Annotated in this window: 18 protein-coding genes and 1 riboswitch; of the genes, 3 read left to right on the top strand and 15 right to left on the bottom strand. The window is 40.9% G+C overall.

All coding sequences use genetic code 11. From position 1 onward, the window contains the following. Positions 1–59: 59 nt before the first annotated feature. A complete protein-coding gene (locus IGI84_RS07505; protein WP_081118717.1) occupies positions 60–230 on the top strand; it encodes an aldo/keto reductase in 171 nt (56 codons plus the stop codon). A gap of 62 nt (positions 231–292) precedes the next feature. On the opposite strand, the gene IGI84_RS07500 is transcribed toward IGI84_RS07505, so the two are convergent. From IGI84_RS07500 to IGI84_RS07485, 4 genes are all read right to left on the bottom strand, one after another. Next, positions 293–1,453: a MalY/PatB family protein gene (locus IGI84_RS07500; protein WP_081118718.1), complete on the bottom strand. Its 1,161-nt coding sequence runs from the start codon at positions 1,451–1,453 to the stop codon at positions 293–295. Positions 1,454–1,483: 30 nt separating this feature from the next. Next, a complete protein-coding gene (gene malX / locus IGI84_RS07495) occupies positions 1,484–3,046 on the bottom strand; it encodes a maltose/glucose-specific PTS transporter subunit IIBC (RefSeq protein ID WP_430600942.1) in 1,563 nt (520 codons plus the stop codon). 103 nt (positions 3,047–3,149) lie between these two features. Then, a complete protein-coding gene (locus IGI84_RS07490; RefSeq protein ID WP_200124397.1) occupies positions 3,150–3,932 on the bottom strand; it encodes a MurR/RpiR family transcriptional regulator in 783 nt (260 codons plus the stop codon). Between the two features lie 170 nt (positions 3,933–4,102). Further along, positions 4,103–4,285, bottom strand: a complete 183-nt coding sequence (locus IGI84_RS07485; RefSeq protein WP_077453460.1) for a hypothetical protein — start codon at positions 4,283–4,285, stop codon at positions 4,103–4,105. Positions 4,286–4,448: 163 nt separating this feature from the next. Here IGI84_RS07485 and IGI84_RS07480 point away from each other — a divergent pair, with 163 nt between their 5' ends. Further along, on the top strand, positions 4,449–5,114 hold the full coding sequence (locus tag IGI84_RS07480) for an NAD(P)H-dependent oxidoreductase (protein WP_077453461.1): 666 nt from the start codon (positions 4,449–4,451) through the stop codon (positions 5,112–5,114). Next, positions 5,114–5,287, top strand: coding sequence for a hypothetical protein (locus IGI84_RS07475; protein WP_175632036.1), 174 nt, complete (start codon positions 5,114–5,116; stop codon positions 5,285–5,287). The genes IGI84_RS07480 and IGI84_RS07475 overlap by 1 nt, the downstream gene beginning before the upstream one ends. 98 nt (positions 5,288–5,385) lie before the next feature. On the opposite strand, the gene dat is transcribed toward IGI84_RS07475, so the two are convergent. From dat to ahpC, 11 genes are all read right to left on the bottom strand, one after another. Next, entirely contained in the window at positions 5,386–6,240 is an 855-nt protein-coding gene (gene dat / locus IGI84_RS07470; protein ID WP_077453462.1) for a D-amino-acid transaminase, read from the bottom strand. Between the two features lie 129 nt (positions 6,241–6,369). Next, positions 6,370–7,470 (bottom strand): AI-2E family transporter, encoded by a 1,101-nt coding sequence (locus tag IGI84_RS07465; protein ID WP_081118721.1) that lies wholly within the window; start codon positions 7,468–7,470, stop codon positions 6,370–6,372. 162 nt (positions 7,471–7,632) lie between these two features. After that, positions 7,633–8,061: a hypothetical protein gene (locus IGI84_RS07460; protein WP_200124393.1), complete on the bottom strand. Its 429-nt coding sequence runs from the start codon at positions 8,059–8,061 to the stop codon at positions 7,633–7,635. Between the two features lie 77 nt (positions 8,062–8,138). After that, positions 8,139–8,555, bottom strand: a complete 417-nt coding sequence (locus IGI84_RS07455) for a GNAT family N-acetyltransferase (RefSeq protein WP_077453463.1) — start codon at positions 8,553–8,555, stop codon at positions 8,139–8,141. 204 nt (positions 8,556–8,759) lie between these two features. Beyond that, complete coding sequence (locus tag IGI84_RS07450) at positions 8,760–9,683, bottom strand: LCP family protein (RefSeq protein WP_081118723.1); 924 nt, start codon at positions 9,681–9,683, stop codon at positions 8,760–8,762. Position 9,684: 1 nt separating this feature from the next. After that, positions 9,685–10,338 (bottom strand): phosphatase PAP2 family protein, encoded by a 654-nt coding sequence (locus tag IGI84_RS07445; RefSeq protein WP_077453464.1) that lies wholly within the window; start codon positions 10,336–10,338, stop codon positions 9,685–9,687. Further along, positions 10,335–11,528 carry an FtsW/RodA/SpoVE family cell cycle protein gene (locus IGI84_RS07440; protein WP_200124391.1) on the bottom strand — a complete coding sequence of 398 codons (1,194 nt, stop codon included), beginning with the start codon at positions 11,526–11,528 and terminating at the stop codon, positions 10,335–10,337. Before IGI84_RS07440 ends, IGI84_RS07445 begins: the two co-directional genes overlap by 4 nt. After that, entirely contained in the window at positions 11,506–12,660 is a 1,155-nt protein-coding gene (locus IGI84_RS07435) for an FtsW/RodA/SpoVE family cell cycle protein (protein WP_170920146.1), read from the bottom strand. The genes IGI84_RS07440 and IGI84_RS07435 overlap by 23 nt, the downstream gene beginning before the upstream one ends. Before the next feature lie 125 nt (positions 12,661–12,785). After that, positions 12,786–12,961, bottom strand: a riboswitch (M-box (ykoK) riboswitch). Between the two features lie 288 nt (positions 12,962–13,249). Beyond that, complete coding sequence (locus IGI84_RS07430; RefSeq protein WP_200124389.1) at positions 13,250–15,145, bottom strand: endonuclease MutS2; 1,896 nt, start codon at positions 15,143–15,145, stop codon at positions 13,250–13,252. Positions 15,146–15,501: 356 nt separating this feature from the next. Next, positions 15,502–17,031 carry an alkyl hydroperoxide reductase subunit F gene (ahpF, locus tag IGI84_RS07425; protein WP_077453467.1) on the bottom strand — a complete coding sequence of 510 codons (1,530 nt, stop codon included), beginning with the start codon at positions 17,029–17,031 and terminating at the stop codon, positions 15,502–15,504. A 9-nt stretch (positions 17,032–17,040) separates the two neighbouring features. Continuing rightward, the gene (gene ahpC / locus IGI84_RS07420; RefSeq protein ID WP_005226227.1) at positions 17,041–17,604 is read right to left on the bottom strand and encodes an alkyl hydroperoxide reductase subunit C; all 564 of its coding nucleotides are present in this window, start codon (positions 17,602–17,604) and stop codon (positions 17,041–17,043) included. Between the last annotated feature and the right edge of the window lie 135 nt (positions 17,605–17,739).

The raw sequence follows: 17,739 nt of genomic DNA, 5'->3' as shown, positions 1-17,739 counted from the left end.
GATTTGTACTGGTCCCCCTATGGAAGACCAATTGGTAAAAACCGTTGGGAGGAATGAACATGACTACAAGCATTTATCGGACTGTCACCAACGAAATTGTTAAAGGTGAGATCATCAAGAGCAAGAGTCAGCAAGATATGCTGATCATTCAAGACAAAGAAGGTTATTTCCATGTCGTTGAACCACTCCCCGTTACTACTGCAATGACTCCCCGCACGACGAAAGACTAAAAAAACCACTGGCGATCAGAAAGAATACAGGATCTTTCTGATTGCTCAGTGGGTTCTTTTTGTTAGGTCAAACTCAATGTGAATCGTTTCAAGCCATCAATGAGTTTTTCTCGCGAACAGCCAATGTTTAGGCGCAAAAAATTTCTCCCCTCTTTCCCATAGATTTCCCCTGACATAATCGCAACTTTTCCCTTACGAATCATTCGTTGCTGCAATTCTGCCATCGTTAAACCCATTGCTGTACAATCAATCCACATAAGATACGTGGCTTCACTTTTCGTGACCACGAGTTCTGGGTGATGTTCCTGTAAATAAGCGATCACATAAGCAATGTTACCATCCAGATAGTCATTGAGCTGATCCACCCACTTACTTTCATTATCGTAGGCAGCAATCGTTGCGGTCATGCCAAAAATACTGGTGGAGCTCAACCCATCGGCTTCTTTTAACTGAGTTAAGAAGCGATCACGCAACTTGGAATCAGGAATGATTCCATAAGAATAAATCAACCCTGGAAAATTAAACGTTTTGCTTCCCGAAGTAACAAGGGCTACATTTTTTTGCAACAAATCAATGATTGGTTGATGCCTTTGTCCTTTTCTTACAATGTCCATATGGATCTCATCAGAGATGATAAATACTTCATGGGTTCTCGCCAATTCGATCATTCGTTGCAACTCATCTTTTTGCCAGACTCTCCCAGTTGGGTTATGAGGACTACATAAGAGAAGAACTTTGTTTTCAGGCTGTGCCATCAATCTTGTTAGCTCTTCAAAATCAATGCGATACGAGTTAGCATCATAGATGAGTGCATTAGGTACGATTTTTCTTTTGTTCTCTTTGATCATTTTATAAAACGCATCATACGCTGGCGTCTGAATAATGATCCCATCTCCTGGTTCACTGAGTAGGGTGACGAGCTGTTTAACACTATACATAACGGAAGGACTATAGACCAGCCAATCGCTTTTGATCATGCTGTTAAAACGTTCAGAATACCATTTGCAGACCGCTTGCTTGAATTCATTATGATTCCAACGTGTATACCCAAAAACCGGGTGTTGCATTCGCTTGATAAGTGCCGCTTCAACTGCAGCTGGCACCTTGAAATCCGTATCGGAAATCGTAAATGGCAACAAGTTTTTTTCACCAAAACGGTCTTCAACATAATCCCACTGAGTACACTGGGTTCCTTTACGATTGATTGGTTCATCAAAAAACATTTTCTTCACTCCTACTACTTGACAATTTTGCTAAAGAATCGCATCAAGTTGATTTCTGACTGTTGTTACTTTCGTTCCAATGATTACTTGAACGTTAGTATCATCTAAGTGAACGACTCCAAGCGCACCTAGTTTTTTTAACCGTTCATCATCAACCAGTGAACCATCAGTTAACACCAGGCGTAGCCGTGTAATGCAATTGTCCAAAGAATCAATATTGCTTGCTCCCCCTAAAGCTGCCAAAATACCATGGGCATCATAGCCACTCTTTCCAGAATAGGTCATTTCCTCTTCCAACTCATTCGTTTGATCACTGTTCTCTTCTCTACCAGGTGTCTTCAAGTTCTTGCGAAGGATTACTGTTTTAAAAACAAAGTAATAAAGGGCAAACCAGCAAGCTCCTACAATCAGAACGAGCCACCATTTTGTATATGCGCCTTGCATCACGCCAAAGATAAGAAAATCAAGCACGCCCCCATCGGTATTTCCAATCGTGACACCTAATAGACTCATTACCATAAATCCAGCACCTGTCATGATGACATGAAAAATCCATAATAAAGGGCTGATGAATAAGAATAAAAATTCGATTGGTTCAGTAATTCCTGTCACAAAAGTTGCAATGACGCCTGAAATCAATAAGCCTTTTATTTTTGAACGATTCTCAGGTTTTGCCGTCTGGTACATAGCTAATGCTGCTGCCGGCAAACCAAACATAAAGGTTGGCATCTTCCCTTGAGACAAGAACGCCGTTGCACTTGGTGAGATACTTAAGCCGTTTTGTAATTCCGCATAAAAAATATTCAACGCCCCAAAGACTTGCTGACCATCGATCAGCTGACTTCCCCCTGCTTCGGTAAAACGAATCATGGAAACCAAAATATGGTGTAACCCAAATGGCAGTAATAAGCGTTCACCTGAACCAAATAAGAACGGACCGAATGGACCAGCTTGTTGAATTAAATGTCCGATTCCTGTGATGATCATAGCAAACAACGGCCAAATCATCGGAATGATCACCCCAACCACAGCTAAAGTAAGCGAGGTGATGATTGGAACAAAACGTGCTCCTGAAAAGAATGCAAAACTATCTGGCAATTGAAAATGGTAAAAGCGCATATGCAATTTATAAACGATCAATCCTGCGATAATACCACCTAGAACTCCCATTGATAATGTTTGAATGCCAAAAACGATCTCTTGTCCTGCTTCTCGTAGTTGATCTGCAGTAGCTAATTGATTCGTTTCTTGTAAATAAAAATTGATGGATAAATGCATCACGACATAGCCCACAAAGCCTGAAAATGCCGCAACTCCCTTCTCTTTTCTTGCTAGACCTAAAGGAATCGCCATCGCAAACATGACGGGTAAGTAACTAAAGGCAAACCCACCGATCGTTGACATGAAACGAAAAACCACTTGGAGCCAAGGGGCACCTAAAAACGGGAAAACATCGATCGTTGAAGAAGATGAAAATGAACTACCAATCCCTAAAAATAAACCCATGAATGCGAGTAAAGCGACTGGCAACATAAATGTTTTCCCAAGTCCTTGAAAAATTTCCATCCAGCTTGCTTTCTTCCCTTTTTGCATATCATTTCCTCCTAACACTTTTGTCTCTTAAAATGTAAACGATATCAAGAAGGCTTACAATACAGTTACCAAAACAAGAATGACCATTCACAAAATGGAATGGTCATTCAGGATCAAGTACTTCTTCGATTTGATTGGCGTATTGAATAATTAAAATATCCAGTAACGCTGCTAAAGAGATCCGTGGGCTCAAATCGACTTCATGATGATAAATCGCTGTCATTTCAACAGGAAAAGAGAAGGTGGCAAGCTTCTCCAACGTGCTTTTTGGTTGACCAATACAGGCTAAAATTGGCACACCTCTTTGTTTCAACCGGTTAGCATAATTTAGCATCCCGATCGTTTCCCCACTATGACTAATAAAAATAGCGATATCTTTTTTTGATAGTTGATTAGCGATGGTTGTCAATTCATCCCAATCCGTTGAAGCGCCAACCGTTTTTCCTAAAAACCGCAACTTTCGACTCGCAGATAATGCAACCGGCGCACTTTGCCCTAAAGCAAAAAATTCGATTCGTTGTGCTTGCTGAAGCATTTCCAGGGCACGCTGAAAGTCGGCTTCTTCGATCATTGATAAGGATGTCGTCAGCTGGTCAATCATTTGCTTGATCAGTGGGGATAAACCAAGAGAAGCTTGAGTAGATGATTTTCTTTCAAGAGTTTGATAATTCTTCAGTGAAAATTTGAATTCTTGAAAACCGGTAAAGCCAAGCTTTTTTGCCATTCGGCTGATCGTCGCTTGACTGGTGTACGTTTGGGAAGCTAACTCATCGGCCGTCATTTCTGAAACTTTCTCGGGTGCCCTTAAACAATAGTTAAGGACCGTTCTTTCTACTCGGTTCAGCTCTGGAATTTTGTATTGGATTCGTTTATATAAATGATTCATCACCTGCTTCTCCTCTCTACTATTGCTTCATTCTTCCGTCTCCACTATGCTTCATTTACTCATTATACCTTCCCTCAACAAAAGTACAAACTGATGATGAATGGCTTGAAATAAAAAAAAGGACTCACCCTTTGATGAGTGAGCCATCTTTGTTATTGTCTCTGCATCGGTCATCTGTAGACAGTCACTTCAGTAAACTCTTGCCCGTTGCCGTAATCATTTTCTTGCGTATGACGCTTTCCATCAATTCGTTGTTTGCAACTGGCAAGTCCATTTTCGACATAGTTCACTGTATTTGCAACGATCCTTATTATAGTTGCTAGACCTTTCATCAAGGGATCATTTGATTCCATCTCTATTCCCCCATTTCTATCACGCTTAAGCCGGTACTGACTTTTCTTATACACCAGTATAAAAGAAGTACCTTAAACGAAACTAAAAGTGAAGAACTTCGACAAAAAGAAAAGCAGACTAGTTTCTCTTTTTGGTAAAATATGGTACATGTAATAGGAAAGGATGATCAGTCTCATGATAAAAACTTTAGTGGTAGCCAGCCATCCGGATTTCCACAATTCGCTTTCCCAACGATTCTTTAGTGAAAGTGCCAAGCTTCCTAACGTCACCATGCATTTTCTTGATGGTCTTTCTGATTTTTCTCTTGCCGATGAACGGATGCTGTTGCAAACATGCGATCGTTTGGTTTTACAATTCCCCTTATATTGGTACAGCGTTCCAGCAAAAATGAAAGATTGGATTGATACGGTTTGGGAAAAATGTGCCCCTGCATTGGCGGGCAAGGAAATCAGTTTCGCCGTTTCTACTGGCGTTGCCGCCAAAGAATTTCAGCTAGGTGGTCGCGAAAATACGACCTTCAATGAAATTTTACACCCACTGGTACTTATGGCAAAAAAACACCAAATGACGGTACTCCCCATCATTGTCCTCGATCAACTGATGTATAAAACAGAGCAAGAGAAACGAGCCTTTGTCATTGCCTATCAACAATTGTTATCAATGCCGGCTCCCTTTACATTTGATCAAAAGCAACAATGGTTTAGCGAGAAACTGGCGCATTTGGTTTCTGAAAAACCGCAGCTTGCTCCTTTGCTATCACTGCTGCAGGAAAACCATGAAACGTTGACCGAATTAGAAGACGCTTTAACTGAATTGGAGGTGCTGTGATGGATCACGAATGGCTAAAGCCACTGATAGAGCAGTCAATAAAAGAAACAGCTGACTATCACGAAAAAGCATTTTTGCAAGAACTAGAGAAGTTGCTTCATCAGCAAGAAATTCGAATCGAATTGACACAAGGAGAACTTGATGGAAAATTGTGGAATCCTAGTGAATGGTAAAATCTGCACTTGTATCCAAGAAAAAAACTTTGGTCCACCTAGCCATAAAACATGCTGGGTGGGCCAAAGTTTTTTGCATCGTTTCTTTTGCTTGTTAACTAGGATTCGCACGTACTCTTTGTAGCAGCGATATAGGCGGCTTGCAAACGTTTCGTGATCGAACCCAAAGTGCCATTGCCAACTGATTTCCCATCTACATTGACGATAGGAACAATTTCCCAGACAGAATTGGTCAAAAAACACTCTTGCACGTTGCTTAGTGCCTCAACAGGGACAGGTTCTTCTCGATAAGCAATTTCTAATTGCTGACACAACTGTAGCACCTTCATTTTCGTGATACCTGGTAGTACTAAGCGTCCATCGGGATGCGTATAGACGATACCATCAATGACAAACCAGAGATTTGATGCCGAAGCTTCCGTGAAAAAGCCATCTCGTTGAAGGAGTGCATCATCGAACCCCGCTTCGATCGCTTGATCTAACGCTAACAGATTCCCTAACAAGCTCAATGATTTGATATCACAATGCAACCACCGCTCATCTGGAAGAACAGTCGCAGATAGCCCTGCATGCTGCATTTCCAAAGGTCGTTCAAAGGGGATCACATTTGCGGTTACGACTCCTTTGACTGCTCCAGCAGACGGAAACTCGTGATTGCGGGGAGAGGCGATTCCTCTGGTGATTTGAAGATAGATCTCTCCTTCTGTGATTCCTTCGGTTTTAACCAGTAACTTAAGGTTTTCAGTTAATTGGGAAATCGTATAAGGCAACGTCAGCTTAATTTTTTGCGCACTACTTTCTAAGCGAATCATATGTTCCCCTAACATAAAGCAGCGACCATTATAGATTCGAATCACTTCATAGATTCCGTCACCATACTGATAACCGCGATCTTCAATGTCAATTTTCACCGCTTCTCGATCAACGATTTGATCATTCCATAAAACCTTCATTTTCTCACTCCTATCGTCCTTCTCGTTTCAATAAGTATAGCATTTGTCTTGAAGCCATGCTACGTAGTGCTTAAAAACAAAAAAACCTGCTGATGGAGATCACTCCAACAGCAAGGTAGAACATTTTCGTTATAATGAATCCTTATCAATTACAGATCGTTCTAATTTTCGCTCTTGAAAAAAGCGCAACAATGTACCAGACATCGCCATCACGATCGAATACACTGGCAGTGCCACGATCATGCCCACAAATCCAAGCAAGTTGCCAGCGATCAATAATAAAAACACCGCAATGATTGGATGGATATGCAATACTTTTTTCATTACTAATGGTGAAACAAGATACGATTCACCTAACTGAATGATCGTGATTCCGACAATCAGAAAAATAGCTGTTCGAATGTCTTGACTTAACGCAAATAAAAAGGCTGGTGCCGCTCCGATAAAGGGACCAAAATAAGGAATAATGTCCAGAACACCACAAATCAGGCCTAAAAGCAACGCATTCTGCAAACCTAGCAAAGAAAAAATCAAATAGCTAGAAACTGCAACGTAAGAACAAACCAACAATTTCCCACCAATGTACGCTGACGCTGCTTGATGGAAATCACTGCAAAGTTGTCGCATTAAGCCTTGATAGTTTTTCGGTGTCTTACTTGCCAAAAAATCAGGAACTTTCTCACCGTCTTTAAACATATACACTAATAACAGTGGGATCGTAAACAAGACGATCGCTGAATGAGAAACGATGGAGATCAAACTCGTCAGACTATTGGTTGCCCCGGTAATAAACTGTAAGGCAAAGTTGCTAGCTTGGGAAATATCAATCGAATCAATAAAAGGACCAAATAATTCTTCTAAATAAGAATGATCAATAGTATCGATCACCAAATTGATAATGATGGGAATTTGATTGATAAAACGCCCCATCTCATAGGCTAATGCTGGTCCAATCACCTGAACGATCAAATACGCTGCAAAAACGATCAGCAGCAATGTCGAATATAGCGCAATGCTTTTCTTTTTCGTTCTTTTTTTTACCCAATTAAAGAAAGGTAAAAAGATGTAAAAAATAAAAATCGAAATCAATACTGGTAAAAAGACACTAGAAAAGATGGCTTCCAGTGGTCGAAAGACAAACAGTATATTTGAATAGATCCAGACCGCGATCCCTAAGAGACAGACAATCACTAGACCTGCAAAAATTTTTGATTTTTTAAGAAACTCCAATAATAAATCCTCCTGATTCTAGAAAATAATTCAACTTCTTTCAGTTTAGCATAATTTTAAAAACGAAGGATGATTTCAAGAAGATTTTTTTCAAAAATCCACGTTTTCCATAGCAAACTTTCAATTAATTTAATTTTTTTCATCTTTATTTCTCAAGTCTAATCAATTTTGATGAGCTGAAAACGGCAACGGGAGATGCATGCTTCTGACAAAGTAGACTGCTGAAGCAAACTGGAATAAACCTAATAAAAAGAAAATCAGATGCAAGACATGCCATCCTCGCAATAAGATGACTTGCACGATGATCCAGACTACTAAACTCATGCCTAAAAGCATTGCCCCGTAGTATCCTTTGTTATGCCACAACAGGATAGCGACAACCAGATTCCCCAAGCCTAAGATAACGAACAAAAACAAGCCGGGAATTAAGAAGGTCGTGAAGGGGGTTCCTTGCAGCATGGCCGCCTCCAAACCAGCATATGTCTGTCCTTGACTTAACGGCTCAATGCTTTTAAACGCCAACAGACTTCCCCCACAGGCGCCAACACCGATAAAGAGGCACAAAAAAAGCAACGCAAAGCGCATCTTCATTTTTCTCCACTCCTTCTTCAAACCCAAACCAACTAAAAATAAAGCCATTCTCAGTGACACATTGATTTTCTTGTCCCTTATTCGCTTTTTGGTAAATAGATAAATGCGGCAATTTGTTGCTCTTCCACAGAAGAAAAGCCACACGTTTCATAAAAACGACGCGTTTTTTCTGTGTTGTCCGTAATCAGAACCTTTTGCCGTATCGATGGATGATTCGCCAGCATTTTTTTGAGTAATCGCTGACCGATTTTTTGACGTTGGAACTCGGGTGCAACTAATAGATCTTGAATATAAAGAATGGTTTGTCCATCGGTTATACAACGGATGAGCCCCACTAGTTGCTCTTCAACATAGGCCGTTATCACCTGTGATTGAGCTAGCCCTTTTAGAAGACGCTCAGGTTCTTTGGTGTAGGCGCTCCAACCAACCCCCTCGTACAAGGCGAGTACTTGATTTGAATCAGATGGTAAGTGGTCTTGAAAGACGATTTTCATACTTCTCCTCCTTGTGACAGCATAGCGAAAAAGTGGCACAATAGAAATAGAGCTGACAGCTCTTTTCCAGACAAACTCTTGCTATCCGTCAAGCCGTAATGCTTGCTTGACTAAAGAGTATCCTGAGGAAAAGCGGCTGTCAACTCTAATTACTAACTTACTGGATGAACAAAAATATACTAGCTCTGTTTCTAAACCAAAAGCTTAATCAATCAACAACTCATTTTTTAAACGTTGGCTCGTCGTCTGTTGTTCTTCAGGCGTTACTTCTTGATAAGAAATCCCATATTCTCCTCTAAAGCCATCACCCGTGAACCCACTGCCAGCCATTTGGTAAGACTCGACGGTCCCTAATGCGGATTGATATTGAGTGAATAGGCGACTCATTTGTGAAAAAGTTAAATCCGTTTCGCCATTATCTCCAATAATCGTTAGCAGATCCTGAATCCGCATCACGCTTGAAAGTGAAACTAACTCATTGGCCAAAATTTCAGTCACTTCTCTTTGACGACGCTGACGTCCATAGTCGCCTTCTGGATCATCTTTTCGCATACGGGTATACTGGAGTGCCTCCCAGCCATCTAACTCAAGGGTACCCTCTGGGTAATCGATCTTCTCGGCAGTAAAAGCAAATTCATTTTCAACCGTGATGCCACCAATTGCATCGACAAGATCTGCCATCCCATCCATGTTTAAGGAGAAATAATGATGGATCGGTATATCAAGGTATTGTTCAACGGTTTCAATCATCATTTTTGCTCCACCGAAAGAATGAGCATGATTGATTTTATCATGGTATCCTTGTCCCACGATCTCCACATAGGCATCTCTAGGAATACTCGTGAGGGTGGTTTTTCGCGTGGCAGGATTCAACGTTGCCACCATGATGGTGTTTGCACGAAAATCGGTTTTGCGCCGGGAATCATTGGCGATCCCCAACAAAAGAAGGCTCAAAGGTTCAGCATTTTCGATGACCTCCGCCTCTTCTCGTCCTTCGATCGGACGATGGATCGAGTGAGCAACATCCTCTACTTGAAAATACACCCTAATGGCATAGACGGTTCCTGCTGAAATAATTCCCGTCAGCAATACTAGGAAAATGATTATTAGTTTTTTTGCTGTACTCATTTTATTTCCCCCTAAGTACACGTTTTTTGATTGAAAAGACGAAAGCATAGGTGATATAACTGATCCCACTTGCCAATAAAATACTTGCTAGCAAGTCACTGGGATAATGAACCCCGAATAGCAACCGACTCATCATGATCAGCAACAAATAGATCATTCCAAGAAATAGTGCCAGGTTTTGGATAAAGTGACGCTTGCCTCTTTTAGCGGGAACTGTTTGCCCTAAGAAAAAGAGGAGAGAAATAATCAAAGTGGTCGCTAATAATGTATGTCCACTTGGAAAACTTGCTGATGCCCGCTCCATGCTGTCAGCAAAATCCGGTCTCGGGCGATCAACTACTTTCTTGATCACTTGACCGACCCCACTGATCACAATCATGTTCGCCATCAACCATAAACTTTCTAAATACTGCTTGCGCATAAATAAAATACTTGCTAACAGAAAATGAATGGCCGCTATGGGAATGATCGTGGCCGTACTGGCAAGCGGAAGAAAAATCGATTCCACAGCAGGTGTCCGCCCTTGAGGCAATTGGGAAAACAGGTTGTCGATGCTTTGGAACCAGTGTGGTTCTAATGCAACGAGGAAAAACAGCCATGCAAAACAGCTGCAGAGTACTCCACCTATCACTCCTTTTTTTGCTGTTTTACTCATGTTAAGCTCCTACTTTCTTTTAATGTATACGACCTATTTTTGGCTTTTGCCGGAAATTTATCTAACCCAAAGATAATTCCCATAGCAATGCTGATCGCAATCAGTGAGGTGCCTCCTTGACTTAAGAATGGTAAAGGAATGCCGGTTAAAGGCAGCAAACCGATCGCCGCTCCGATGTTTTCAAAAATTTGAAAAACTAAACCAAACACATAAGTGATCGCAATATAGACCGATGCTTTGTTATTTGTTTTTAAAGCAGCAAAAATGATTTGATAGATCAGATAAAAATAAAGGAAGATGACTAAAGTACTTCCTAAAAAACCATACGTTTCTCCAATGACTGTAAAGATCATATCTGACTCACGAACCGGAACATACACCGTTGTATGGGTAGCTGGCGCTCCCAATAAGCCTCCGGAACCGATCGCCCACATACTGCGGACTTGTTGAAAAGCGATGGAATCTTGATAAGCGAAAGGATCTGCCCAAGCTCTCACACGATCCAATTGGTATTGTGAGAAGTGCAGTCGAAACAACACACGATTGCCCCATTCCGTGAATACGAGCAGCAACAAAATAGCACCAAGAGCGGCAATCAACCCGATCACGACAGTCAGTATTTTCCAATGAACACCAGAAATGATGAATAAGGCACCTAACATCACGATAAACACCAAGCTCGTTCCAAAGTCCCGCTGCATAAACATCAATAAAAACGTGGGTAAGCTGTATAGCAGGATCTTAGTGACATAGATCAAATCGGATTTGATCGTTCGTTCGGCTTTTCGTTTTTCATAAACTAAGGTGAGATAGACCATAAAGAGCATAAAGGCCACTTTCATAAACTCGGAAGGCTGAATCGTGAACGCACCAAATCTGATCCACCGTTTGGTGTTCGTTTGTTCGAACATCGTTTGATCATAAAACCAATGAAGAGAAGCCATCAAACTAAGGGATAGTAAGTACAAAAGACCAGAAAAGCGGAGGAGTAAATTCGTAGGAATCAAACTCGTCACAAAAAGAGCAATCGCCGAAAGAATACAAAAGAGGATCTGCCGCAAAACAATCCTTGAAGGATCATTGCCATCCATCACAGATGCTTGATGTTGTACCCAGATACTTAACAAAAACAGCAGGAAAACCGGCAGCAGTAAAGCATAGTTTGCCTCATGACGTTTGAGGAACTTCATTAAGGATGCCCTCCTCTCGTTCTAGTTTCAGGCATAAACTAAAGGCAAATGAAAGAATAAAGTAACTAGAACCACCATAACTAATGAATGGTAGCGGCACCCCCGTCATCGGCATCAAACCTAAAATACTGGCAATATTAATACTTGTTTGCAACAAAAGCAACGTACTCGTCCCTAATAAAATCAAGCCTATTTGAGGGTTTTCAATTGCAGCAGATCGCATAAATAAACGCAAGATGATCACGAATAATAAGCCGATAACAAAAATACCAAAAATCAAGCCTAGTTCTTCTACTAAAACTGAGAAAATAAAATCTGTTTCTGCTACTGGTAAAAAGCCTTTTTTAGTGATGCTGTTTCCTAAGCCAAGACCAGTAAGACCACCATTAAACAAAGCGTAGTAGGAATGGATCATTTGAAACCCCTGATTATACGGATCGGAAAATGGATCCCCCACTAACCGTATGCGGTTATAAACGTGCATAAACATGTGGGGCAGTAAATCATTGTTTCCTAAAAAAATAATCAGCATGGCAATCAAGAACAGACTGATCAATAAGCCACCAAATAAAAGAGCTGTTAGTTTCACGGGCACTTGTACCGTAGTAATCATGACAAATGCTAAAAAAAGTAAAATCATTACCCCAGCTACTTTTGGTTGAATCAAGATCAACACACAGCACAAAAACAAAACCAAAAGGGGACGCTTCATTTCCTGCAGGGTGGTTTTTGCTGTTTGAAAGTAATGAGCCAGATACAAAACCATACCGACATTCACGATTTCTGAAGGTTGAAATTGAATCCCTACGATTGAGACCCAGCGTTGGGCACCATTAACAGAGACGCCGAAAAAAGGCACACGTGCTAAGAGCAATGTAAAGATCCCAAATGCCAGCAAACCGATCGCTAAGTACTTACTAAGCAGTATCTCTCGACGTGTTCTTTGAATAATGAAAAGGAGCACCCAGCTAAGTAGTAGAAAAACAAGCTGACGCAAGAATAAACTCGCTGGTGGCTGATCCCTCGTTAACAAACGGTAAGAACTTGCACTATAAATCATTAAAAGACCGATAAGGCTCAATAGCAAATAAGCTATGATCAGCAGCCAATCGATCTTCTTTTTTTCTATCATTGCTTCCACTCCTCTTGCCTTGGAGTAGGTGTTCAGACGGTACCAGTTATTTTGCCTTTTGAGCTGATTCATCCATCAAAAGAAAAGCAAAAAAGTCTCACTTCTCTTAGGACGTCAGACTTTCGCAGCAATCTCATCGTCCGAGTTTTAGCACTATACAACGTAAAGAAAGTTCTTTCCTTTCTTAGCTATTTTATGAAAAGCCTTAATCCGACAATTCCTGTTCTACACATTGGCGTCTTTCGACGTTTCTGCGCAATAGCTTATGTTTGTATAGGAGCCTCACCTAACAAGGTTATATGTTATTTTTCAATCCAATATGAATGGTACCCTTCCTCGAATAAAGATACAACCTATTCTTTGTTATTTTTATTTTTCTTTAACTTTTCTTAAAGAAATTAGATATTTCGAATATTTTCCGACCTTTAAAGAAAAAACAATGAAAATCATTCAATCAACACCGGATCCCCTTCAATAATATACGTTATTAAAAAACGGTCATTCCAAAAAAAAGACAGTTCTTTTTCTAAAGATTGAAAAAGAACTGCTTTCTTGATTTGCACTGTCTGAATAAATATATCCGTGCCGATCAATCAAATGATCGTTTGGCTTGACGCTCTTGTGCTGCTTTTCTTAACTGCTTTTGCGCTTTTTTAGACCCACGTTCAATATCTCGGGTAAATTTACGTTGAGCAAAATCGAAAAATAATTGATCTAGATCATAGCCGTCTGGATAGAGTGCTTCTCGTTTTGTGAGAAGTTGCAATCGTCGAGCAGCAACAACGAAAAATTGTTTCTCAATCGAAATTTTCGCTTGCCCCTGTTCTAAATATTCATAAAAGAGTCCCCGTTTTTCATGTTCTGCTGAAAAGACTTGGTCTCCCTTTTGGAAAATGTGCTCAGGCTTTACTTCCTGCGGATCGGTTCGTTTTCTGGTCGACACAAAAGGCTGCTTTTCAAAAGAATAGGATTTATCCTTTAAATACTCCTTAGCCGTTTGTACGACCTCAGCTGGAATCGCCATTTTTTCGGCGATCCAAAACGCATTACTTTCACCGACCGCATTGGTCAACAAGCGGTATTTGGGCGTCAGTGTTTTGGCATCAAACGCCATCGCTGCCGTTTCAAAGTCTTGATGGTCAAGGGCAAATTGCTTGATTTCACCATAATGAGTCGTGGCGATCATTAATGCCCCTGAACGATAGATCGATTCCATAATGGCGATTGCTAAAGCCGCCCCTTCATTTGGTTCAGTCCCGCTGCCAATTTCATCCAACAAAACGATACTGTTCCGGCCGGCATTCGTCATGATCTGTGCAATATTCGACATGTGTCCAGAAAAGGTACTTAAAGAATTTTCTAGACTTTGCTGATCCCCAATATCCATCCAAAGACTTTTTAAAAACGGTACACTGCTGTTGCCATTATGCGCTGGAAATAAGCCGTAATGTGCCATCGCACAAACGAGTCCGACGGTTTTTAAGACAACCGTTTTACCACCAGCATTCGGCCCTGTGATGACCATACATCGGTTCTCTTCTCCTAGTTTTAAAGATAGAGGAACAGCATCAGTGCCCAGTAAAGGATGCCGGACTTGATCAAGAAGCAAAACTTCTTCTTCAGTGATCGCTATCGGTTGCCCATTGATTTCCCGACAATACTTTCCGCGAGCAAAAATAATATCTAGTACCACTAAAATATCAAGACAGGCAAATACTGCATTCATTTGTTCGGCGATCGCCCCGGTCAATTCTGATAAAACTTGGTATTGAGCGGCCGTTTCTTCCGCCTGTGCCAAGATCAATCGATCATTCAGACGGGCAGCTGCTTCCGGTTCAATAAAGACAGTCGCACGCTTATTGGAACGTTCGATGATCGTTCCTTTAAATTGCTGTTGGAATTCAGCGCGCACGGGTAACGTGTATCGATCATTCTTTTTGATGACACGATTTTCTTGTAAATAACGACTTTCTTTAAAAAACTTTGCAAAAACTTTTTTCAGATCAGCTTCATATTTTTCGATCGTACCGCGAATTTTCCGCAATTCTCGGCTGGCATTACTATCAACCTGACCATTGCGAATCTTTTGGAAAATCATTTCGGCGATTTCAGAAAAGTCTTCTAAACCTTGCGCATATTGATGCAATTTTGGGGCGATCGATTGATTCTTTTCGAACAATTGACGGATGATTCGAAAAGACCGTAAAAAGTCTCCATATTCGATAAGCTCCTGTGGTTCTAAAACAAACCCTTTTTCAATTTTCTCCGTATGGTGTAAGACATGCTGCAGCCCCATAAAAGGCACTTGACGACCGGCGGCTAATAGCGCCATCGCTTCAGTGGTCTCTGTCACTCGTTTTTGTGCAGAGTGGATCGTAGCTGCTGGTTTTTCATTCGCAAAGCGCGCTTTGCCGTAATCGCTGATTATTTTTTTACTTACTTGTTCTTTGATTTGTTCAAATTCAGTTGCTTTTGGTATATTCATGTGTGATCCTTTCTTGTGCCTGAGGATCCCGATAATATCCCCGTCCAAAAAAGTGTACAAAAAAAGCGACAGTCTCCCATCACCTGATTCATCAATAACGATTTTTATCGGTATCTACAGGCACAACAAATAAACAGTCTGTTTTTGCTTATTTGTTTTAATTGGCTGGTTAGATACCTACGACACTCATCAATATACCTCTTTCTTTTTTGAACGAGTTTTTTTCATTGTAATATAGAAACTGTCCTGCTGTCAACAGCCTTAAAATTCCCTCATCCACAAAAAAACGTTCAGGAGCTCCTAGAAGTTCCTGAGACGTTTCTGATTTAAATCATATATGAGTAGCTGTTGACTGCTTACGAGCGAATCAGATGATCAAACGCACCTAACGCAGCAGTAGCACCTGAACCCATTGAAGTGATGATCTGTTTGTATACACTATCGGTACAATCTCCCGCTGCAAAGACGCCTTCAATGTTGGTTGCGCCATGTTTGTCTACCACGATCTCATTACGCTCGTTTAAAACGATGCGGTCTTTTAACCATTCAGTATTCGGCATTAAGCCAATCAAAATGAAGACACCCTCCACAGCTAATGTGAATTCGCCATTCGTTTCGCGATCAACGTAGGTCAATTGTTCGACATGATCGGATCCAGCAATTTCCTTCGTTGCGGCATTCGTAATAACAGTCACATTTTCTAACGTGTTCAAACGGTTTTGTAGCACAAGGTCCGCTTTTAGTTCTGGTAAAAATTCAAGAACGTAGACATGTTTTGCCATGCCAGCTAAATCGATCGCTGCTTCGATCCCAGAGTTTCCGCCGCCAATGACAGCAACCTCTTTCCCAGCAAATAACGGGCCGTCACAATGTGGACAATAGGCAACACCTTTATTTTTGAATTCTTTTTCTCCCGGAACATTGATGTTGCGCCAGCGAGCACCGGTTGCTAAAATAGCCGTTTTGGTTTTTAATACTGCGCCATTTTCTAATTCAACTTCGATGACATCATTGCGACGAATATCCTTGGCACGCTGCCCTTTCATGACATCGACTTTGTATTCGTTGATGTGCTCTTCTACCTGACGCATTAATTTTGGTCCTTCGGTATAAGGAGTACCGATCATGTTTTCGATACCAAGGGTTTCCATCACTTGGCCACCCATCGTTTCTACGACCATCCCGGTATTGATACCTTTACGCGCCGCATAAATCGCTGCACTTCCACCTGCAGGTCCGCCACCGACGACCAAAACATCGAAAAGCTCTTTTTCAGCAAAGTCATCTTTACTCGTTGGACCAGCTGCTTTTTCCAATAATTGTTCGATCGTTTGACGGCCGCTTGCAAATTCTTCGCCATCTAGAAAGACTGTTGGCACAGCCATAATTTTTTTCTTGTCAATTTCTTCTTTGAACATCCCACCTTCAATCATGGTGTGACTGATGGAAGGATTTAGCACTGCCATAATGTTTAACGCTTGAACAACATCCGGACAGTTATGGCAGGTCAAACTGACATAGGTTTCAAAATGTAATGGCTTATCGATCGCTTTGATGCGCTTTTGTAGTGCTTCATCAATTTTCGGCGGACGACCGCTTACTTGAAGCAATGCTAAAATAAATGAAGTGAACTCATGTCCTAACGGTAAACCAGCAAAAGCGATGCCGCTTTCTTCACCGGGACGATTGATCGAAAAGCTTGGTGTTCGTTTACTTGCTACAGCTTGAATCGTGATTTTTGGCGACATTTCTGCGATTTCTTCTAAGAATTCACGTACTTTTGTGGAAGAATCATCCTCACCTAAACTTGCTGCAAAAACAACCTCTGATTCCAGCATCGCTAAATACTGGGTCAGTTGGTCTTTGATTGCCTTATCTAATGCCATGAGAGCCTCCTAAATCTTGCCTACAAGGTCTAAGCTTGGCGTTAATGTTTCTTCGCCTTCTTTCCATTTTGCAGGACATACTTCACCTGGATGAGTACGAACATATTGTGCTGCACGGATTTTATCAATCAAGCCACTAGCATCACGACCGATACCATCCGCATTGATTTCAACCGTTTGTACCACACCATCTGGATCGATGATAAATGTACCACGTTGAGACAAACCTGATGCTTCGTCTAAGACATCAAAGATTTCTGAGATCACATGAGAAGGATCTGCAATCATGATATATTCGATTTTATTGATGGCATCAGAATGATCATGCCACGCTTTATGTGTGTAGTGGGTATCCGTTGATACAGAATAAACTTCTGCGCCTAATTCTTTTAATGATGCATATTGGTCTTGCAAATCTTCAAGTTCTGTCGGACAAACAAATGAGAAATCTGCAGGATAAAAACAAACAACGTTCCATTTTCCTTTAAAATCTTCTGATGAAACATCGATAAATTTTCCATTGTGGTAAGCTTTCGCTTCGAATGAACCAATCTCTTTTCCAATTAATGACATATCATTTCCTCCAATTAGAATAATTATTTGAGAATAATCTCTATTAATTATTAGTATATCTAACTATAAAAAGCAATAGTATATTCAGAAATAGTCAAAAAAAATGTTATCCTCCTCAGAAATGAGCATATTTAT

The sequence above is a fragment of the Enterococcus sp. DIV0008 genome (assembly GCF_050542615.1).
GTDB lineage: Bacteria > Bacillota > Bacilli > Lactobacillales > Enterococcaceae > Enterococcus_D > Enterococcus_D innesii.
The sequence above is the reverse complement of the archived record's forward strand: the minus strand, read 5'-3'. Positions and strand labels throughout refer to the sequence as shown.